Genomic DNA, 20,340 nt, shown 5'->3' with positions numbered 1-20,340 from the left:
GAGAGCATCACAACTTATCCACAAGAACAGGTGCAAAGTGTTAATAAAAACAACGTGTAAATCGCCCAAAGTCCTTATTATATATAGTGATTTCATTAAATTGCTAGTTGTTAATTTTTAAGGTAACTAAAGAAGATTTTAAATGGCAGATGGAGAAAAGTTAATCCCAATCAATATTGAGGATGAGATGAAATCAGCCTACATCGATTACTCGATGTCGGTCATAGTGTCACGAGCACTGCCAGATGTGCGAGATGGTCTCAAGCCTGTGCACAGACGTGTCCTTTATGGAATGTATGAGCTGGGCGTACTGTCTAATCGTGGATATAAAAAGAGTGCGAGAATTGTAGGTGAGGTACTGGGTAAATATCACCCGCATGGTGATACATCAGTCTATGACACCATGGTGCGTATGGCCCAGGAATGGTCGTTGCGCTACATGCTCGTTGATGGTCAGGGAAACTTTGGTAGTGTAGATGGTGATCCACCAGCTGCCATGCGTTATACAGAGGCTAGAATGCGCAAAATATCTGAAGAGATGCTTGCGGATATTGATAAGGAAACAGTTGATACGCAACTCAATTTTGACGACACGTTATCTGAACCAACTGTTCTTCCAACTAAAATTCCTAATCTACTAGTCAACGGCGCCAGCGGTATAGCGGTAGGTATGGCGACTAATATGCCACCACACAATTTGACTGAGGTCGTGGATGGAACTATCGCTTACATCGATAATAATGATATTGAGATCGATGAATTGATCCAGCATATCAAGGCTCCAGATTTTCCTACTGGTGGTATTATCTATGGTTATGATGGTGTAAAGGATGCCATGCATACAGGTCGCGGTCGTGTCAAGATACGCGGTCGTGTAAGAATTGAAGAGGTTAAAGGTCGCGAGTGTATTCTTGTAGATGAACTGCCATATCAAGTCAATAAGGCAGATATGATTAAGAAAACGGCAGACCTTATTAATGATAAGAAGCTAGAAGGTATCTCATCCATACGTGATGAGTCTGATAGAAAGGGAATGCGCATCGTTTACGTTTTGAAACGTGATGCGATTCCTAACATCGTCATCAATAAACTGTACAAGCATACTGCGCTGCAATCGTCGTTTAGCGTTAATAATATTGCGCTAGTAAACGGTCGTCCTGAGATGCTCAATGTTAAAGATATGATCCACCATTTTGTGGAACATAGACATGAAGTCGTTGTAAGACGTACGACTTATGAGTTGCGCAAGGCAGAAGAGCGCGCCCATATCCTAGAAGGATTGATCATTGCCAGTGATAATATCGATGAGGTAATTAAGCTCATACGTGCTAGTTCAAATGGTGAAGAAGCTCGTGAGAAATTAATCGAGCGATTTGATCTATCTGAAATTCAAGCACGAGCGATCGTTGAGATGCGTTTAAGACAATTGACAGGTCTTGAGCAGGATAAACTGCGCAGCGAGTATGACGAGCTTATCAAAACCATTGCTGATCTCAAAGATATCCTCGACAAAAAGGAGCGTCGTATGGCGATCATCAAGGAAGAACTAGAAGAGGTACGTGAGAAGTATGGCGATGAGCGTCGCTCGCAGATTGAGTACGCTGGTGGTGATTTGAGCATTGAAGATATGATTCCAGATGAGCAAGTTGTCATTACTATCTCGCATGCTGGTTATATTAAAAGAACAAGTCTTACCGAATATAAGACCCAAAATCGCGGTGGTGTAGGTCAAAAGGCGAGTACCACACGTGATGAAGATTTCCTTGAAGATATTTTTGTGGGAACTAATCACCAGTACATGCTCTTCTTTACAGAGAAAGGAAAGTGTTTCTGGATGCGGGTTTATGAAATACCAGAAGGTAGCCGAACTTCTAAAGGACGAGCTATTCAAAACTTGATCAACATTGAGCCGGACGATAGCGTGAAAGCTGTGATCTGTACGCAGGATATTAAGGACGAGGAATACATCAATTCTCATTATGTGATTATGTGTACTAAGAAAGGTACCGTTAAGAAAACGTCACTAGAGCAATACTCTCGACCACGAACCAATGGTATCAATGCCATCACCATCAAGGATGGCGATACATTGCTAGAAGCAAAATTGACAACCGGTGATAGCCAGATCATGTTAGGATTACGCAGTGGTAAAGCGATACGTTTTGATGAGAAGAAAACTAGATCAATGGGTCGTAATGCCAGCGGTGTGCGTGGTATCAGACTGGCAGATGATAATGACGAGGTGATAGGAATGGTTGCCGTGAATGATCCAGAATCAAATATCCTGGTCGTTTCTGAAAAAGGTTATGGTAAGCGATCCAGTCTTGAAGATTATCGCGAAACAAATCGTGGTGGTAAAGGAGTTAAAACCATATCAGTGACTGAGAAAACTGGTGGTCTGGTTGCTCTTAAAAACGTCCAAGACGGCGATGGTCTTATGATTATCAACAAATCTGGAGTTGCCATACGTATCGATGTGAGTGACATGAGAGTCATGGGTCGTGCGACACAAGGTGTACGATTGATCAATCTCAAAGGAAATGATAGTATTGCCGCTGTCGCGAAAGTTGCAAACGATGATGATGACGAGGCAGCAGACATAGTAACAGACGAATTAACAGATCGTGGTACGGACCTTGCAAAGGATGACAGCGAAGAATAAAACTAAATAATCATGAAAATAAAATTAACAGTACTATTTCTAGCAGTAGCCGCCATAGGTTTTGCCCAGAAAAAGGAATTGAAAAAAGTTGAAAAGGCAGTTGGTAAAGGTAAAATAGCAGATGCTAGGTCTTTATTTAATGAGATAGATGAAAGCAGTGTTGAAGAAGATTACAGGCTCAAGTATGATTACTATGATGCTGTTCTCAAGATAGGTAACACAGCTAGTATCAAAGCCGATGAAAAGGATTTAATGGCTGCTATTGAAACACTTAACGAGGTTGAGTCAAAAGGCTATGATGATGATCAATTAGGTGTTTATAAGCAAGCAGCGGTCAATGCTGTATTCAAAAAGGCACAAGATAAACTAGCGGCAGACGATAAAGCAGGAGCGCTGGAAATCGTGAACTATCTTTTGACACAAAGTCCAGATAATGATAGAATGCGCTTTAACGCAGCAAATCTTGCATATCAGGTTCAAGATTTTGATGGCGCAAAGGCTAATTACTTAGTGCTTTTTGATAAGAGTTATACCGGCGTCACAGAATCAATTGTAGCAACAGATGTTGCATCTGGGCAGACGACCAGATTCCCAAGTAAAAAGTCGGCTGATCTTGCTGTACTTTCTGGTTCTTATAAGGATGTGAGAATGGAAAAAACTCCATCTGACGCTGGGTCTATCGTTACTAACCTGATATGGTTGACTAGAAATACGGAAGACCTGGATGCTGCCAAAGCGTTATTTACTCAAGCAGAATCTAAATACGGCAACGATGATTCTTTCAAGATCGCCAAAGCAGACATCTATCTAACACTAGACATGCAAGATGAGTACGAGGCTGCTGTAAAAAACTTGAGTAAAGAGATAACAGACCCAACGGTATTTAAGAATCTTGCTGTAGCAGCCGCTAGTAAGGAGAACTGGGATCAAGCGATTGATTACTATAAGAAAAGTATAGCAATTGAGCCAAATGATTTTTTCACCCAAAACAATCTAGCAACGGCTTATATCAACAAAGGTAATCTTGAAACTACCACAGTTGATGAACAGACTGAGCTTTACACAAATGCAACTGTTCACCTAGAAAAGGTACTAGAATTAAAGCCAGATTTAGATTCGGCAAAAGGAACTTTAATCAGTTTGTATAACGCTTTGGGAATGACTGAAAAAGCAGAGAAATTAAAGTAGGCTTATATCTGAAATAAATTCGCAAATAATACTAACCGCAGAAATCATTTCTGCGGTTTTTTTATATCATCTTTTTAATGACTCTTAGTTTATGGGTATGTGTGTTAAGTTGAGCATTATATATACCAGATTGATCTAGTCTATCAATGCGCACCTTGCCATGGGCATGTATGATATGATTGTCTTGCATAATAATGCCTACGTGAGTGATATCACCATCGGCATTGTCAAAAAAGGCAAGATCACCAGGCTCTGACTCTTCTATAAAACTGAGAACTTCTCCTTGAGTTGCTTGCTCGCTTGCATCTCTCTTTAAATGAAAGTCATTGAGTCGATAGACGAGTTGTGTAAATCCACTACAATCTACACCCAATGGAGATTTGCCGCCCCATAAATAAGGAGCATTTAAAAATAAGAGTGCGGTGTTGATCAAATTTGATTTGGCAATATCTTCTTCATCAATAGATTGCTGATTAGCCACAGAATCTTGGAAATAAGCAGCACTGCTTACTTGTGCACCTATGGTTAAGGTGCTTAATGTTTCATCGCTATGAGTGACTATTGAGATGGGATCTTTCGCGAAAGCAAAATTATCATCTATCAATTTATGGTAATCTATAGAGTCAATTTCTTGATATTGCTTGTTGTCGATCCAGCCTTCATAACCATCTAGGTGTAGTCTAATTCTAGACCACTTCTTGCGATGTTCGATTACTTTAAATAACTCACCGTAAAGTACTTGCGACACCATCTCACTAGCGTCAGCAGCTTGTAAACGCAATGGTGCAAGGGAAATGGGACAAATGCCGTATTTCATGAGCGCTATTTATAAGGCTTCAAGAACTATTGCAGTCGCGCCACCGCCACCATTACAAATTCCCGCGACACCGTACTTGCCGTTCTCATTTTTAAGAGTGCTAAGTAGCGTATTGACGATGCGGGTACCACTACAACCTAGTGGATGGCCTAGTGAAACGGCGCCACCATAAACGTTGACATTAGAATCATTAATACCTAGTGCTTTCATATTAGCAAGACCTACAACGGCAAAAGCCTCATTGAGCTCAAAATAATCAATGTCTTCCAGAGATAAATTTGCTTTTTTGAGAGCTTTGGGTATTGCGAGTGATGGAGCCATGGTAAAACGCTCTGGTTCCAGAGCAGCATCTGCATAAGCTATCACTCTTGCAAGTGGTTTAAGACCTAATTCCTGAGCCTTTTCTTCACTCATAAGAACGACGGCTGCCGCACCATCATTAATGGTACTGGCATTGGCAGCGGTAACAGTACCGTCTTTAGTAAATGCTGGTCGCAGTGCTGGGATTTTCTCCATCCTTACATTGCTAAATTCTTCATCAGTATCAACAACGAGATCATCACCACGTCTTTGTGGAACGTTAACAGCGATAACTTCATTATTAAATTTGCCCGATTCCCAAGCTTTTCTAGAACGCTCATAAGATTGGATGGCAAATGCATCTTGATCTTCTCGAGAAAAACCATTTTCTGTAGCGCAGAGGTCGGCACAAGTTCCCATGGCTTGTTTATCATAGGCATCGACTAGTCCATCGCGTTGCATACCATCAGTCAAAGTAGCTGGACCAAATTTGATCCCTTTTCTCATATAAGAATAATGAGGTATCAGGCTCATATTTTCCATACCACCTGCGACGACTACCTCGCAATCGCCTGCTGCAATTGCTTGAGCTGCCATGGTGATGGTTTTCATCCCACTTGCGCACACCTTATTAACCGTAGTACATGGTACATTCTTATGAATACCTGCACCTAGTGCAGCTTGCCTTGCAGGTGCTTGCCCTGTATCAGCCTGTACCACGTGGCCCATGAGAACCTCTTGAACCTCACTAGGATCAAGATCAATTTTATCTAGAGCTCCTTTAATCGCATGAGAACCTAATTGAGTCGCAGGAACGCCTGATAGAGCGCCCATAAATGAGCCTATTGGTGTTCTAGCATATGAAACAATTACTACTTTTTTCATCAATCTTATTTTTACTGCGAAAATAAGGATTATACCTCTTTATTACTAAGGATGGGACAATGTCAAACTTCCAATAATAAAACATCCTGATTATGAATAGTATGTAGTTACTTTGCAATAATGAAGTTGAATAATATCAAATGGTACGCCCAGCAGGATTTAATCATCAAGATTTTGCTGGTCATGTTTTCTACTGCGGTAACAGTTTACTTTTTTCCAAAAAGTGATCGTTTCAAATATGATTATGTAGAAGGTGAGCCATGGGAATATGAGACACTTTATGCACCCTACAAATTCCCTATACTCAAGAGTGAGCAACAATTAAAAGAAGATAGGGCCGAGATAATTGCACAAACGCCACGACATTTTTACAAGGAACCTTTTAAATATAATACAGCTTTTGAAGGATGGCAGGAAGCGATAAGAACAAGTCTTCCTGATAGTACATATAAAAAGGAAGTGAGACCAGTCATCAAGAATCTTGAGAGATCCTTAAAGCAGGTATACGAGCGTGGTTATCTTGAGGATACTCAGGATCTTGAAGGGATTAGTCCGATTGTACTCAAGAATGAGGATAATTCCACGCAGCTGGCCTATGATGATCTCATAATTCCTGAGGAATTACAAGAAATCATACGTCAAGATTTACTGTCTATCTCAAACATTGCACTACAAGATAGATTGAGAAAACGGTTACTGCTGGTACTTAAACCCAATGTGTTTTTTGATCAACAGCTTACGGACTTAAACATTCAAAGCGAGCTTGATAAGATCTTGCCCACTCAAGGACTGGTTGCTCAAAATGCTAGGATTATCGCTCAAGGCGAAATTGTGGAAGGACGCAAATTGCGTATCCTAGAAACATTGAACAGTAGTTATGAGTCTCAAACATGGACAGAGTCTCAGTATAATTGGAAGCTTACCGGTTATCTGGTTCTTGTAGGTATGGCGTACACCATGTTATTACTATTTGTTTATAAATACAGACCAGCTGTGTACGCTACCAATAAGAAGCTGGCATTCATTTATTTTAACTTGTGCTTATTTGCTGTGTTGACATCAGTGGTTCTCAAGCTTAACATTGATTATATATATATCGTACCGGTTTGTATGTTGCCTTTGATTCTTAAAGCCTTTTTTGATGCGCGATTAGGATTGTTCAGCCATGTGATTATCATTTTTATCTTGAGTTTTGTGGTGCCCTCTAGTGGTGAATATTTGTTTTTACAAATGATGGCAGGTATCGTTACTATTTTATCGGGTAAAGAGATTTATAAACGAGCAAATCTGTTTGTAACGGTAAGCCAGATTGTGGGCGTTTACTTTGTGTCTTACTTTGCGTTTTACGCTATTTATCAAGGTGGTGTAAGCGGCTGGGAATGGGATAGAGTGCTTTATTTTGTCCTGTGTGGTCTGGCAATGCTATTTGTATGGCCATTGATTTATGTGTTTGAAAAAATGTTCAATATGGTTAGCGATGTAAGTTTGCTAGAGCTGTCTGATACTAATTCTAAATTGTTGAAAGAACTCTCAAATAATGCACCTGGAACATTTCATCACTCATTAAATGTGGCAAATATTGCAGAGACGGCTGCTAATGAAATAGGAGCAAATGCGATGTTAGTTAGGGTAGGAGCCTTATATCACGATATAGGTAAGATGAGAAATCCAACCTACTTTACCGAAAATCAAGGCAGTGGAATCAATCCGCACGATGATCTCGATCCTGAGGAAAGTGCAGAGATCATCATTGATCATGTCATTAATGGTATAGAAATCGCCAAAAAGTATAAGTTACCTGATCGTATCATTGATTTTATAAGAACACACCACGGCGACAACACGGTATATTATTTTCTTAAAAAGGCTCAAAATATCAACCCAGATATTGATACCGCAGACTATCAGTATCCAGGCCCACGACCATTCAGTCCTGAGACGGCAATTCTAATGATTTCAGATAGTGTCGAGGCCGCTTCCAAAAGTTTGAAAACGCCTACCAGTGCTGCTATTGATAAACTAGTCGATAGTATTATTGATAGCCAGATTGCAGCCGGACAATTTTTAAATGCAGATATTACTTTTAAACAAATTGAGTTGCTCAAGGCGGTGATAAAGAAAAAGCTCGCTGGGATGTATCATTTACGCATTGAATATCCAGAATAGAAAAAAGATAAATTTATGTTTGGCAGGTCATAAACATAGATTACATTTGCAACCGCTTTGAGAAATAAGCATAGTTCTTTAAATATTTAGGAGAGGTGCCAGAGTGGTAATGGAGCAGATTGCTAATCTGTCGACGGGCAACCGTCGCCAGGGTTCGAATCCCTGTCTCTCCGCAAAGAGACCTTTTCAGGAAGAAGTTTTTAACCAGAAAAGACTCACTCAGTACCCGAACTGATTATAATAAAATTCGGGGTGTAGCGTAGCCCGGTCATCGCGCCTCGTTTGGGACGAGGAGGTCGCAGGTTCGAATCCTGCCACCCCGACAAAAATCTGTATGGATTGAGTCATAAAGCCTATCAAACCTTGTTTGATAGGCTTTTTTAGTTTTCGAGTTTTCTGATAATCGATAGCAGAGTTGTTTTTCTTGATTCCGCTTTCGCGAAAGCGAGATACCGACTAATACTGCCCTAGAACATCTTTCTTTTTCTAGTAAAGGCTATTACTGCAAGCGGTATAATTGTAAAGCCAAATCCTTAAATTGCAGTAAAGATTGATCATGGAGAAACAATTGAATGAATTGCGCAAATCCTATGAAAAAAGCGCGCTTCTAGAAAGTAGTTTACCCGGTAAGCCATATGAATTGTTCGAGCGATGGTTTGAAGAAACTCGTTCTAATGATCAGATAGAAGAAGCAAATGCCATGGGTATAGTAACGATAGGCGACGATGGTTTTCCTAAATCACGAATTGTCCTGCTTAAAGAAAAACAAGAAGACAGTTTTGTTTTTTACACAAATTACACCTCTGAAAAGGCACAAGCGATTGATGCAAACTCTCATGTGGCTATCCATTTTTTCTGGCCCGCATTAGAGAGACAGATTATTATAAAAGCCATGGCAGCCAAGGTTCCAGATGAACAGTCCATTAATTACTTTAACTCGAGGCCACGAGGAAGTCAGCTAGGAGCATGGACAAGTCATCAAAGCTCTGTCATTAGCTCTCGGGAAGAATTAGAAACGCTTGAACAATTTTATACTAAAAAGTTTGAGGGAACTGATGTTCCACGACCAGATTTTTGGGGTGGATATGAATGTAAAGCTGTGAGTTATGAATTCTGGCAGGGTAGGCCCAATCGTTTGCATGATAGATTCTTGTTTGAAAAAGTTGATAATCAATGGCAAGCAAAAAGATTGGCACCATGAAGAAGTTGATCCTCATACGTCATGGCAAGTCTTCTTGGGATCTTAATGTGCGTGATTACGATCGTGTCCTACAACAGCGCGGCGTTGAAGATGGTCATTTAATAGGTAAGGCTTTATTGAAAACAAGCCTCAAGCCAGACTTGATCATGAGTAGTCCAGCTGCACGAGCACTGCAAACAGCAACCATCGTTACTGAGTATCTAGATTATAATCTAAGTTCTTTAAAATTAAACAGGAGCCTTTACACATTTGATAGCAATGAACTAGCAGTTGCTATTAAAGAAGTGACTAATGAGGTTGACACGCTTCTCGTTTTTTCTCATAATCATGGCTTGACTGAGTTTGCCAATCAGTATGGTTCTACCAGATTTGATAATGTACCTACCACAGGAGTGGTAGTCATTGATTTTGATATCCCAAAATGGAGTGACCTGACATCAGGCACAACGGCTTTTCATTTATTCCCCAAACAAATACGATGACACCACAATATTATAATAGAGAGTTGAGCTGGTTGCGTTTCAATGCGCGTGTTTTACAGGAAGCAAACGATCCTAGTGTTCCATTGATTGAACGATTGCGATTTCTAGGGATTTTCTCTAATAATCTAGATGAGTTTTTCAAGGTGCGATATGCGACCATACAGCGTATCTATCGTGCGGGAAAAAATGCAACCAAATCCCTAGGCGGTATAAGCGCTGGCGATCTATTAAATGAAATCAATAAGATGGTTATTGAGGATCAAACCTTAAGTTTCCAAATTCTTAATGAGCTAGAAGAAGAGCTGCGCAAAGAAAATATTATTATCCTCGATGAGACTGAAGTTCTCAAAGAACACGAGCCATACATTAGAAATTACTTTAACGAGAAAATCAGTCCAGCATTAGGAGTGATTATGATAAATAAGGATGCTGACTTGCCACCCTTGCGTGATGGAATGGGATATCTGGCAGTGCGTATGGAATTTGAAAATTCTGAACCAAAACTAGCATTGATTGAAAAGCCTAGACACCTTAATAGGTTTGTAACATTACCAGACATCAATGATGGTAAGCAGTACGTGATGCTCATTGACGATTTGATACGTCATAGAATGCATTACCTATTCAGCATTTTTGATTACACGAGTATTGAGGCGCACATGATTAAGGTTACCCTAGATGCTGAACTTGATATTGATCTTGATTTAAAAAAGAGCTTGCTGGAAAAAATTCGAGACAGCGTTTATGATAGAAAAGATGGAGATCCAGTAAGATTTGTTTATGACAGGACTATTCATGAGGATACCATCAACCTGATCATGTCAAAATTAGATATTGATGATACCGATTCCATAATTCCTAGCGGTCGTTATCACAATAGGCGTGATTACTTGAAATTTCCTAGTTTGGGACGCACCGACTTGCTTTATGAAAAGCAAACGCCATTACCTATAAAGAATGTAGATATTAAAGGGTCATTGCTCAAGAAGATCGCTCACAAGGACATCTTGCAGTACGCACCATATCACACCTTTGCCAATACCACAAAATTCTTGCGAGAAGCTGCTCTAGATCCTCAGGTGGAAGAAATAAAGATCACCATCTATAGATTGGCTGAGGTTTCTCAGATTGCTGGGTCATTGATAAATGCTGCCCGTAATAACAAACGAGTTACGGTATCCATAGAGCTGCAAGCTCGATTTGATGAGCAGGCAAATATCAATTATGCAGAGCTAATGCAGGAAGAAGGTATTGCCATGATATTTGGTGTGCCTGGATTGAAAGTACATTGTAAGGCATGTGTCGTCACGAGAAGAGAAGGTAAGAAGCTTGCTCGCTATGGTTTTATTTCGACAGGAAATTTCAACGAGTCAACAGCAGGAATTTACACAGATTACACCTTATTCACCTGCAATAAAAAGATTCTTAAGGAAGTTGAGAAGGTATTTCAATTTTTTGAAGTGAATTATAAGCAGCACAATTATAAGCACTTGATGGTAAGCCCACATAATTTAAGGGCTGGAATAACGCAAGCTGTCAATCGTGAGATAGCTTTCGCGAAAGCAGGAAAAAAAGCACATATACGTTTAAAACTCAATTCGTTTTCAGACTTTCAAATGATCGATCTGTTCTACAAAGCCTCTAATGCAGGTGTAAAAATCGAGCTTATTGTTAGAGGAATATGTTGTCTAGTTCCTGGTGTCAAAGGTATGAGCGAAAACATCACAGCAATAAGTGTAGTTGATCGTTACCTAGAACATCCTAGAGTTTATTATTTCCACAATGATGGAGATACCAAACTCTATATTTCAAGTGCCGATTTCATGCCTAGAAACCTAGACAGTCGTGTAGAAATAGCATGTCCTATATATGATAAGGACATCAAGAATGAAATACTTGAGACGATGGATATATGCTGGAACGACAACGTTAAAGCGCGAGTCATTGATCAGGACCAAAGCAATGCATATGTCCAAAATAAAAAAGAGGCAGTTCGATCTCAATATGCCACTTATGAGTATTATAAAAATCAATTAGATTAATGGGATTTTTGACTGAAAAATACGCAGCGATTGATATAGGATCTAATGCGATCAGACTACTAGTTGCGACGGTTAATCAATTTGATGATCAACCACCTGTATTTAAAAAGACCAGTCTGGTACGTGTGCCAATTAGATTAGGTCAAGATGTTTTTACCGATGGTAAGATTTCAGATCGTAATAAGTCACGCATGTTAGACACCATGCAGGCGTACAGTAGATTGATGTCTGTACACAACGTCCTTGAATATAAGGCTTATGCTACTAGTGCCATGCGGGATGCGAGTAATGGGCCTGACATAAGCAAAGTCATAAAGAAGAACTGCGGTATCGATATTGAGATCATCGATGGTTCTCACGAGGCTGCAATTATTGCAATGACTGACTTGCACAATATGATTGATGTCAACAAAGTATACCTATATGTTGACGTAGGTGGTGGTAGTACAGAATTTACCTTATACGCAGACGGTAAATCGATCGTTTCCAGATCCTTTAAGATAGGTACCGTGAGATTGCTCAATGACATGGTAAAGAGCCATTTATGGCAAGAAGCTGAGCAATGGATCAAAGAGGTCTGTAAGCCGTACAATAAAATTGAACTAATAGGTTCTGGCGGAAATATCAATAACATCTTCAAGAATAGCGGTAAGTCAGTAGGTAGTCCATTATCTTATTTCTATTTGAGTTCCTATTATGAGAAATTACAGAGTTATACTTATGAAGAACGTATTTATCATCTAGCGCTTAATCAAGATAGGGCAGATGTAATTATTCCAGCGTGTCGTATTTATCTGCGAGCTATGAAGTGGAGTGAGGCCAAAAACATTCATGTTCCTAAAATAGGTCTAGCAGATGGTATTATTAAGTCTATATACAATCAGAAATATGATAAGTCGCAGTAATTTTATTATTGACTATTTTTACTCTAACAATTTATAAAACAACGATATGTTCAAATATCTACTTCTCACCACTGGATTATTGATGACGTTTTTTACAACGGCGCAGGTGCGTAATGAGACCGCTTATGGTTTTCGTCTAGGAGCCAATTATTCTGATCTTGATACAGATCTTCTTGACGATCCAGATAATAGGATAGGCGCATCGGTCTATTTCTTTGCAGAAATACCGCTAGGTAAAACCTTTTCTCTAATACCAGAGATAGGTTTTGATGCCCTAGGTGTAAAAGAGGATCGCCTCATACTAGAAAATGGCAACCCAGTGGATCTCAAAGTAAATTGGGCTAGTGGTGGATTATTGGGTCAGATTAATATTACTGATTTCTTTTATGTAAATGCTGGAGCAAAATATGCGCTCAACGTTTCAGAAAATGATGATGGTGATTACTATGACAGCGATATATGGGCGACTGGTGGTATAGGATTCAGGTTTCTTGATGGATTTAGTATTGACGCTAGATACGGTTACGGACTTACTAATGTTTTTGAAGGTAGCCTAGAAAATCAAGGTTTCAACGCAGAAAATAGATTTTACCAAATAGGAATATCCTATAGATTGTAATTACTAAAACAATTCAAATCAAAAAGCCTGAGACTTTAAGTTTCAGGCTTTTTCGCTTTAGAACTCTAGATCAAAAGTTTTGCGCAGTACCTCTATGGCCGGGTTTTTCTCAACAAGTTTGGTGTATTTATCGCCATCTGTGTACACGTATTTTTTAGTGACCGCTTTATCGACGGCAACCTCAATGGTAAGGTTATAATTCTGTAGTTCACGTTTCAGGAAATCGTATATCTGACCTTGACTTTTTTCAAGATCCTCTTTCATAGATTGATTAGGAAAACGCAACTTTATAACTGTACCATCCAATTGTGGCCTGTCAATATTGAGCACGCTGGCAAGTATACGTTGACCTCTTTCTCTCAAGTGTTCTACATACTTATCCCAAACCAACAATAACTCTTCTTGTGAGAAATCACGTTCTGGTAGCTTATCAGTATGAACCACTTTATCTTCTTTTTGAGAAAGGAATTGTTTCTTTTTCTCAATACCAGATAAAGAATGTTCTGTAAATCGATTGCCAGTTCTAGCTAAAAGAGCCTCGCGAGCTTGCTTTAAACGCTCTTGATTGGATAATTCCTTAGAATTTTCAGTTGCGCGAACGTCTTGCTGACTGCTATCGACATTGGCTTCATTTGAATCACTCTGTTTAGGATTCTGCTGGTGCGAGATTGGCTCGTTATCAGTTACGTGCTTTGGTTCAGCGCTTTGCAATGAGGTGTTAGCAGGTGTCGATGTTTGCGCGGTTTCAGACGTACTATGAGATTCAGGATAGGTGGTCCGAGTATTTTCTGCTGGCTTTGATTCTAATACAGTGGTATCATTAGTTTTTGCAGCAGATGGTTGCGTATTGGGCTCTGCTACCTGTGCGTCGCTATAATGGGCTGCTGGAATTATATAGCTAGCTGGCTTTTTTTTTTCACCAGCAAGTGGTGCGGTGATGGAGGCAAGCTGCATGAGGCATAATTCTACCAGAAGTCGTTGATTGCGACTGGATCGATATTTAAGATCAGCAGTATTGGTAACTTCAATTGCTTCCAGTAGGAAACGCATGTCGGTTGCGCTGGATTGCTCAATGTATTTAGCCTTAGTGCTTTCGCCCAATTCCAGCAATGGTATGGTACGTTGATCCTTACAAACCATTAAGTCTCTAAAGTGTGATGCCAGCCCATTAAGAAAATGTTGCCCGTCAAACCCCTTTACCATGATTTGATCATAATCGACCAACAGCTGCGGAATGTTATTCTCTAGAATCAATTGAGTTATCTGGAAATAAGTATCGCGATCTAGAACATTAAGATTTTCAGTAACAGCCTTGATTGTAAGATCCTTACCAGAGAAACTCACCACGCGATCAAAAATCGATAGTGAATCCCTAAGAGCACCATCAGCTTTTTGAGCGATGATCTGGAGTGCTTCCTCATCTGCGGTGATACCTTCTTTTGCAGCGATCTTTTTAAGATGCTCGCGCATCGCGCTTACCGTAATACGCTTAAAATCAAATATTTGACACCGTGATAAGATGGTTGGTATGATCTTATGCTTCTCAGTAGTTGCAAGGATAAAAATGGCGTGTTTAGGCGGTTCCTCAAGCGTTTTAAGAAAGGCATTGAATGCTGCCGTTGACAGCATGTGTACCTCATCGATAATATACACCTTGTACTTTCCTACCTGCGGTGGTATGCGCACTTGTGTTATCAAGTCTCTTATACCATCAACACTGTTGTTTGACGCGGCATCCAGTTCAAATATGTTAAAGGCAAAATCCTCGTTCTCATCATATTCAACATCGTGCTGGTTGATTTTTTTAGCAAGAATACGCGCACAGGTAGTTTTACCTACACCACGTGGCCCAGTAAACAACAATGCCTGCGCTAGATGATTGCTCTCAATGGCATTCTCCAGCGTTTTTGTGATAGCACCTTGTCCCACAACATCTTCAAATGTTTCTGGACGATACTTACGGGCTGATACGATAAAAGGTTCCATGCATTTCAAAGATAATTTCTTCTATTTCTAGCAGCGGTAATTAATGCAGCATATTTGATTAAATTATTAACAGGAACGGCACAAATAGTGATAATTTTGCCGCAGCAGGCCGCCTTATCGCCGTGCGTTTGACCTAGTGTTGCGCAAGGAGGAAAGTCTGGACACCATAGGATGGCATAGCGGTTAACGACCGTCGTTGTGCTTTTGCAGGGCGCTCTTTGATGAGTTAGCTTTCGCGAAAGCGTAATAGGACAAGTGCAACAGAAAGAATGTACAGGTAATGCTGTAGTGAAATCAGGTAAACTCTATGTGGTGCAATGCCCAGTATATCAAAGCTTGAGTGCGATCCGCGCGATTTTGAAGGGTAGGCAGATAGAGGTCGTGAGTAATCACGATCCTAGATAAATGATAAGGCGTTGCGCGCATGTGCAACGACAGAATCCAGCTTACAGGCCTGCTTTTTTATTATTCTTCTTGAGATGCTGGTTTGAAAAAACTAAAGACCGTACCGCCATATCGACGTGCATTATCAAAGGTCTCGTGATTGCTAAGGTCTGTATGCTTAGAATGTTCAATTATCAACAGACCATCGTCCTTAAGCAATTTGTTACTCGCGACAAATTCTGGTATTTTAAGAAATTCATCTTGTTCAATCGCATAGGGTGGATCGGCAAAAATGATGTCGTAACTACCTGTATGCTTCTCTAGAAATTTGAATGCATCTGCCTTTAGGGTATCAATGGGTAGATCAAGTTCAGTAGCGGTTTTTTGAATGAAGGCAACACATGGCATGTGTGAATCTACTGCAGTCACTTGACCAGCGCCGCGACTCGCAAATTCATAGGACATGTTACCGCTACCGGCAAACAATTCCAGCACGCTTATGTCGTGAATATGAATCTGGTGTCTTAAAATGTTGAACAAAGCTTCCTTGGCCATATCAGTAGTAGGCCGCACTGGTAGCTTTTTGGGTGCTTGAATGCGTCGTCCCTTATGAATTCCAGAAATTATGCGCATATCAATTTGTTCAAGTGTATAGTATATTCTTTGTCACGGTGCAGCTTGCGTATATACATGTAGAGCAAATCAAATAATTTGGGATCTACATTGCCGCCACGCAAATAGGTGTCAATCGTTTCAGGATCTAGTTGATGTTGACTCATAGCATATAGCGTGTAATAGAGCACATCTTCTATCTCGTCATAGGGAAAGCTGTTGTGAGCAATGAGTTTGCCCTGCTGTATGGCCGTAAGATAAAAATGAGAATCCATCATTTCTATATGGAGGCCATCTACCTCTTTTATAATTGGTAATAATCTAGAGCTGTAATGATAGTATTGGTGATCACCATATTTATCAAAGAAGAAATTATTAATGTTAGAGTAGGCGATATAGACCACATTCACATTCATATTTCCTACGTTCTCGTCAATGCTTATTACATCAGTCTGTAAAATACGGGTGTTATATTTTAAGTAATCAGCCTGCAGCGACTCCTCGTATAAAGATGCTGGAACCAACGAAAGTATAGAGTGGTGATAGATCAGGTTTACTTCATCAAATTTTTGTTGCAGCTTATCCTCTTGTTCATAAGCTTGCTCAATTGATTCTAGGATCTCGATAGGATTGGATTGATGCTTGAAATCTCGAGTGATCGTATTGACAATCTCGTTACCATTATCGATAAAAAAAGAAAGTCCATCCTGATGAATCAGGACGGACAATCTATATGATGAAGGTAAATTATTTGTTGTTTCTCTGGACTGCATATTGTCTAGGCCAGTTACCACTAGTTGTTACTTCTTCTAGGCTACCTACTTTAATAGTTGGGCCATCGATCGCTTCTACAGCTTTTACCTCAAGTTCTTGTTGTACCAACTTCTCCGGTTGATCGTATAGTATTACTGCTTTATCAGCCGTTGCTTCAAAAACGCTAATTCTATTCTCACCATCAATAACGACATCCGTTTTCAAGGTCATTTTTTGATCAACGCCTTCTATAGGATAGGCGAGTAGGTTTCTAACATCTACATTACGGAACATAGAATCCTTAACTGAGGTAAATCCTAGAGTATCTGTGATTGTGATTTCCTTGTAGTAACCACTTACTCTAAAGGCGCGGTTTTTCTCTTCATCTGCAACACTTGTATCACGTTTTGTAGTTATAGCAAATTGTGCCGTGTCGATAAAAGCAGCAAGTGCATTGATATCGTCTGTGTAAACACCTCTAATGGTTTTGTGAGCTGCTTGTGCATCTCTTATTTGAGTAAGCTTCTCTACCACTTTCTTATAACGCTCTTCTTTTACTGCTTCAAACTTCACTGGCTCTGCGATGGATTGGTATAACTTAAAGCCAAAGAAACCTATCAACGCGAGTAGCACGATGATGATAACAATATGAAATTTGCGTGGTATTTTATTGATAAAAATCGCAAGTAGCACGAGAACTATGATTCCAATAACTACCGACAAGATTAAATTAAGCATAAGTGTTGGGTTTAAAAGCTTATTTCCAAAGCAAACAAATCTACAATTTTTTTTCACTCAGCCTAATGGCTCGTCTTTTTTTTGAAGTAAGTTTATACGCTGGTTTTCCACACTTTTCATGACCTCAGACGAATTTTACAATACTCTCAAGCTAGATTTTCCGTTCACGCCTACCTCACAGCAGGATCGAGCATTGGAAGAACTAGCAGATTTTATCATGGATCTATCCCATAATCGCATTTTCATGTTGCGTGGTTACGCTGGTACAGGTAAGACTACCATCATCAGTAGCCTCGTAAAAAGTCTTTGGAAAGTAAAAAAAAGCGCCACGCTACTTGCTCCAACTGGTAGAGCTGCCAAAGTCATTTCAAGTTACTCAAATCAACAAGCCGCTACCATTCACAGGGAGATTTACTACCCAAAAGGTCAAGGCGGCGGCAATGTCCAATTCACACTTAAGGCAAATAAACATCGCAACACTCTATTTATAGTCGACGAGGCATCGATGATACCAGATGTGCAAGCAAACAATAACATGTTCGGCGGTAATGGCTCCTTACTGGATGACCTTATTGAATACGTATATAACGGTATGAAATGCAAACTCATCATTATAGGTGATACCGCACAACTGCCTCCAGTAAAGCTAGACGTATCGCCAGCACTGGATTCTCAATTGTTAGAGCAACGATTCTTGAAAGAAGTTACAGATGTAGAACTGGATGAAGTAAAGCGACAAACCGTCAATTCAGGAATTCTCGCAAACGCTACTCAAATAAGAAATCATATTGAGCAAGAACAGTTCAATTTTAAGTTTGACTTGACACATTTCAAAGATATCCAGCGACTTATCGACGGTCACGAGATCATGGAAACAGTGATGGGCGCCTATGACCAGCAAGGCCATGAAGAGACAGCTATAATTGTACGTTCTAATAAAAGAGCAAACTTGTACAATCAGCAAATAAGGTCTCGAATCCTTTTTAGAGAAAGTGAGGTTGAGTCTGGCGATTATTTAATGGTTGTCAAGAACAATTATCACTGGCTCAAACCTACCAGTGATGCTGGCTTTATAGCAAATGGTGATATTATTGAAATACTCGAGATATTCTCTTTCAAGAATTTATATGGCTTCCGTTTTGCAGAAGTCAAGGTGCGCATGGTCGATTACCCTAATGAAAAACCTTTTGAAACCGTCTTGATACTGGATACGCTAACGTCAGAGTCTCCATCACTCACCTATGAGCAAAGCAACTCCTTATATCAAGAAGTACGCATGGATTATTTGAAGTTACCTAAATGGAAACAGTACAAAGAAATCAAGGCTAATCCCTTTTTCAACGCCATGCAGGTCAAGTTTTCCTATGCGATCACGTGCCATAAATCCCAAGGTGGGCAATGGGAAAACGTAATTGTAGAGCAACCCTATCTACCAGAAGGTCCCAGCAAGGATTATTTAAGATGGTTGTACACCGCTGTCACGCGAGCCAAATCAAATTTGTACCTTATAGGCTTCAATAAAGAATATTTTGTAGAGTACTGATCATGTGGGAAATCATCGCAAGTGTATTATTAGGAATAGGATTAAGCGCCAGTGCAGGCTTCCGTGTTTTTGTGCCTTTATTGCTGCTTAGTATTGCAAGTTATGTAGGCTGGATACCACTCAACGAGAGCTGGCAATGGGCTGGCAGCTTGACGGCCATCACGCTATTAAGTGTCGCATCTGTGATAGAGATTGCAGCCTATTTCATTCCAGTAGTAGATAACTTATTGGACAGCATCACCATACCTCTCGCGACTATCGCAGGAACATTAGTAATGGTAAGCGTGGTAACAGATCTTGACCCTATTTACAGCTGGACACTGGCCATCATTGCAGGTGGTGGTACAGCAGCAACAATTGCCAGCAGCACTGGTGCTACTAGAGCGGCCAGCACGACCGCCACAGCAGGAATCGCAAATCCCATCATTAATGTGGTGGAAGTCGTCTTCAGTCTTGTGCTTAGTTTTCTATCTATTTTTGCTCCAGTAATCGCATTCATTCTTGTAGTGTTGCTCATTCTTGGGATACGCAAATTGTATAAGAAAATGTTTAAGAGGAGTCAGCTTTCGCGAAAGCATAATCACAATAAACCTACAACCACATCATGAGTTTTTTAGATAGAAAATCAGCACAGTGGAGCTGGGATGAATCCACACAGAACGTTATGATAGAAGATAACGCTAGGTACAGATTATGGGCGTTTATCATGATAGGAGTCTTCAGTGGCGTCAATATGATAAGACCATTAATTGATTACGTTCCTAGTGCAATGGCTGTGATTATCACAGGTATTGGAGTCATAGCGTTTTTGTTGTCATTCCTACTATTCATAACAAATAGTGTGGCACGTGAAATTAAATTGGAAACTATAGAAAAGGCAGTGTACCGAAAAAGCTCTCAAGGACGTTCGGTTAATTTGAAATTAAGTGTCATCAAATACCGACAATTAGCTTTTGATACAGATGCTCAATTAGCAGATTTTACCGACTTTTTGAGATCAAAAGGTATTCAGGTGGAAGAAGCTGGTGGTAAATTTACAGTCCCATTAAATTACTAA

The 20,340-nt window shown here is 40.0% G+C and carries 17 protein-coding genes, 2 tRNA genes and 1 other RNA gene; 14 read left to right on the top strand and 6 right to left on the bottom strand.

The annotated features are described in order from the left end of the window. Positions 1–142: 142 nt before the first annotated feature. Entirely contained in the window at positions 143–2,662 is a 2,520-nt protein-coding gene (gene gyrA, locus EJ995_RS10455; RefSeq protein ID WP_126448271.1) for a DNA gyrase subunit A, read from the top strand. 12 nt (positions 2,663–2,674) lie between these two features. Beyond that, on the top strand, positions 2,675–3,850 hold the full coding sequence (locus EJ995_RS10450) for a tetratricopeptide repeat protein (RefSeq protein WP_126448269.1): 1,176 nt from the start codon (positions 2,675–2,677) through the stop codon (positions 3,848–3,850). A 61-nt stretch (positions 3,851–3,911) separates the two neighbouring features. On the opposite strand, the gene EJ995_RS10445 is transcribed toward EJ995_RS10450, so the two are convergent. Both EJ995_RS10445 and EJ995_RS10440 read right to left on the bottom strand, forming a co-directional pair. Beyond that, on the bottom strand, positions 3,912–4,667 hold the full coding sequence (locus tag EJ995_RS10445; protein WP_126448267.1) for a C40 family peptidase: 756 nt from the start codon (positions 4,665–4,667) through the stop codon (positions 3,912–3,914). A 9-nt stretch (positions 4,668–4,676) separates the two neighbouring features. Beyond that, entirely contained in the window at positions 4,677–5,852 is a 1,176-nt protein-coding gene (locus EJ995_RS10440) for a thiolase family protein (protein ID WP_126448265.1), read from the bottom strand. Between the two features lie 120 nt (positions 5,853–5,972). Between EJ995_RS10440 and EJ995_RS10435 the strand changes: the two genes are divergently transcribed. The 8 genes from EJ995_RS10435 to EJ995_RS10400 all read left to right on the top strand — a co-directional run bounded on the left by EJ995_RS10435 (position 5,973) and on the right by EJ995_RS10400 (position 13,267). After that, entirely contained in the window at positions 5,973–8,018 is a 2,046-nt protein-coding gene (locus EJ995_RS10435; RefSeq protein WP_126448263.1) for an HD family phosphohydrolase, read from the top strand. Between the two features lie 89 nt (positions 8,019–8,107). Continuing rightward, positions 8,108–8,191: transfer RNA gene (locus EJ995_RS10430), tRNA-Ser, on the top strand. A gap of 75 nt (positions 8,192–8,266) precedes the next feature. Continuing rightward, positions 8,267–8,341: transfer RNA gene (locus EJ995_RS10425), tRNA-Pro, on the top strand. A 233-nt stretch (positions 8,342–8,574) separates the two neighbouring features. Continuing rightward, positions 8,575–9,219: a pyridoxamine 5'-phosphate oxidase gene (pdxH, locus tag EJ995_RS10420; RefSeq protein WP_126448261.1), complete on the top strand. Its 645-nt coding sequence runs from the start codon at positions 8,575–8,577 to the stop codon at positions 9,217–9,219. Beyond that, a complete protein-coding gene (locus EJ995_RS10415) occupies positions 9,216–9,701 on the top strand; it encodes a SixA phosphatase family protein (RefSeq protein ID WP_126448259.1) in 486 nt (161 codons plus the stop codon). Before pdxH ends, EJ995_RS10415 begins: the two co-directional genes overlap by 4 nt. Further along, complete coding sequence (gene ppk1, locus EJ995_RS10410) at positions 9,698–11,743, top strand: polyphosphate kinase 1 (protein ID WP_126448257.1); 2,046 nt, start codon at positions 9,698–9,700, stop codon at positions 11,741–11,743. Before EJ995_RS10415 ends, ppk1 begins: the two co-directional genes overlap by 4 nt. Next, complete coding sequence (locus EJ995_RS10405) at positions 11,743–12,648, top strand: Ppx/GppA phosphatase family protein (protein WP_126448255.1); 906 nt, start codon at positions 11,743–11,745, stop codon at positions 12,646–12,648. Before ppk1 ends, EJ995_RS10405 begins: the two co-directional genes overlap by 1 nt. 46 nt (positions 12,649–12,694) lie before the next feature. Next, positions 12,695–13,267, top strand: a complete 573-nt coding sequence (locus EJ995_RS10400; RefSeq protein WP_126448253.1) for an outer membrane beta-barrel protein — start codon at positions 12,695–12,697, stop codon at positions 13,265–13,267. A gap of 57 nt (positions 13,268–13,324) precedes the next feature. On the opposite strand, the gene EJ995_RS10395 is transcribed toward EJ995_RS10400, so the two are convergent. Continuing rightward, complete coding sequence (locus EJ995_RS10395; RefSeq protein ID WP_126448251.1) at positions 13,325–15,253, bottom strand: DNA polymerase III subunit gamma/tau; 1,929 nt, start codon at positions 15,251–15,253, stop codon at positions 13,325–13,327. Between the two features lie 101 nt (positions 15,254–15,354). Between EJ995_RS10395 and rnpB the strand changes: the two genes are divergently transcribed. Next, an RNA gene (gene rnpB, locus EJ995_RS10390) (RNase P RNA component class A) lies at positions 15,355–15,718 on the top strand. Here the strand turns inward: rnpB and rsmD are convergent. From rsmD to EJ995_RS10375, 3 genes are read right to left on the bottom strand one after another with little or no spacing between them, the layout of a single operon-like run. Beyond that, complete coding sequence (gene rsmD, locus EJ995_RS10385; protein ID WP_126448249.1) at positions 15,719–16,270, bottom strand: 16S rRNA (guanine(966)-N(2))-methyltransferase RsmD; 552 nt, start codon at positions 16,268–16,270, stop codon at positions 15,719–15,721. After that, complete coding sequence (locus EJ995_RS10380; protein ID WP_164549904.1) at positions 16,261–16,977, bottom strand: DUF3822 family protein; 717 nt, start codon at positions 16,975–16,977, stop codon at positions 16,261–16,263. The genes rsmD and EJ995_RS10380 overlap by 10 nt, the downstream gene beginning before the upstream one ends. Before the next feature lie 19 nt (positions 16,978–16,996). Then, positions 16,997–17,740 carry a hypothetical protein gene (locus EJ995_RS10375; protein ID WP_126448244.1) on the bottom strand — a complete coding sequence of 248 codons (744 nt, stop codon included), beginning with the start codon at positions 17,738–17,740 and terminating at the stop codon, positions 16,997–16,999. A 118-nt stretch (positions 17,741–17,858) separates the two neighbouring features. Here EJ995_RS10375 and EJ995_RS10370 point away from each other — a divergent pair, with 118 nt between their 5' ends. Genes EJ995_RS10370 through EJ995_RS10360 form a run of 3 tightly spaced genes read left to right on the top strand, consistent with a single transcriptional unit; the run spans position 17,859 to position 20,340 of the window. Next, complete coding sequence (locus EJ995_RS10370; protein ID WP_126448242.1) at positions 17,859–19,283, top strand: ATP-dependent DNA helicase; 1,425 nt, start codon at positions 17,859–17,861, stop codon at positions 19,281–19,283. A 2-nt stretch (positions 19,284–19,285) separates the two neighbouring features. After that, positions 19,286–19,891, top strand: coding sequence for a DUF4126 domain-containing protein (locus tag EJ995_RS10365; protein WP_126448240.1), 606 nt, complete (start codon positions 19,286–19,288; stop codon positions 19,889–19,891). Continuing rightward, positions 19,888–20,340 (top strand): hypothetical protein, encoded by a 453-nt coding sequence (locus EJ995_RS10360; RefSeq protein WP_126448238.1) that lies wholly within the window; start codon positions 19,888–19,890, stop codon positions 20,338–20,340. The genes EJ995_RS10365 and EJ995_RS10360 overlap by 4 nt, the downstream gene beginning before the upstream one ends.

This window comes from Nonlabens ponticola, from assembly GCF_003966335.1.
Classification (GTDB): domain Bacteria; phylum Bacteroidota; class Bacteroidia; order Flavobacteriales; family Flavobacteriaceae; genus Nonlabens; species Nonlabens ponticola.
The sequence above is the reverse complement of the archived record's forward strand: the minus strand, read 5'-3'. Positions and strand labels throughout refer to the sequence as shown.

What these genes read in the sequence shown, in the direction of transcription:
- EJ995_RS10360 (WP_126448238.1), top strand. Translation starts at nt 19,888, where the DNA reads ATGAGTTTTTTAGATAGAAAATCAGCACAGTGGAGCTGGGATGAATCC.
- gyrA (WP_126448271.1), top strand. Translation starts at nt 143, where the DNA reads ATGGCAGATGGAGAAAAGTTAATCCCAATCAATATTGAGGATGAGATG.
- EJ995_RS10415 (WP_126448259.1), top strand. Translation starts at nt 9,216, where the DNA reads ATGAAGAAGTTGATCCTCATACGTCATGGCAAGTCTTCTTGGGATCTT.
- EJ995_RS10395 (WP_126448251.1), bottom strand. Translation starts at nt 15,253, where the DNA reads ATGGAACCTTTTATCGTATCAGCCCGTAAGTATCGTCCAGAAACATTT.
- EJ995_RS10370 (WP_126448242.1), top strand. Translation starts at nt 17,859, where the DNA reads ATGACCTCAGACGAATTTTACAATACTCTCAAGCTAGATTTTCCGTTC.
- rsmD (WP_126448249.1), bottom strand. Translation starts at nt 16,270, where the DNA reads ATGCGCATAATTTCTGGAATTCATAAGGGACGACGCATTCAAGCACCC.
- EJ995_RS10375 (WP_126448244.1), bottom strand. Translation starts at nt 17,740, where the DNA reads ATGCTTAATTTAATCTTGTCGGTAGTTATTGGAATCATAGTTCTCGTG.
- EJ995_RS10365 (WP_126448240.1), top strand. Translation starts at nt 19,286, where the DNA reads ATGTGGGAAATCATCGCAAGTGTATTATTAGGAATAGGATTAAGCGCC.
- EJ995_RS10450 (WP_126448269.1), top strand. Translation starts at nt 2,675, where the DNA reads ATGAAAATAAAATTAACAGTACTATTTCTAGCAGTAGCCGCCATAGGT.
- EJ995_RS10435 (WP_126448263.1), top strand. Translation starts at nt 5,973, where the DNA reads ATGAAGTTGAATAATATCAAATGGTACGCCCAGCAGGATTTAATCATC.
- EJ995_RS10405 (WP_126448255.1), top strand. Translation starts at nt 11,743, where the DNA reads ATGGGATTTTTGACTGAAAAATACGCAGCGATTGATATAGGATCTAAT.
- ppk1 (WP_126448257.1), top strand. Translation starts at nt 9,698, where the DNA reads ATGACACCACAATATTATAATAGAGAGTTGAGCTGGTTGCGTTTCAAT.
- EJ995_RS10445 (WP_126448267.1), bottom strand. Translation starts at nt 4,667, where the DNA reads ATGAAATACGGCATTTGTCCCATTTCCCTTGCACCATTGCGTTTACAA.
- EJ995_RS10400 (WP_126448253.1), top strand. Translation starts at nt 12,695, where the DNA reads ATGTTCAAATATCTACTTCTCACCACTGGATTATTGATGACGTTTTTT.
- EJ995_RS10440 (WP_126448265.1), bottom strand. Translation starts at nt 5,852, where the DNA reads ATGAAAAAAGTAGTAATTGTTTCATATGCTAGAACACCAATAGGCTCA.
- pdxH (WP_126448261.1), top strand. Translation starts at nt 8,575, where the DNA reads ATGGAGAAACAATTGAATGAATTGCGCAAATCCTATGAAAAAAGCGCG.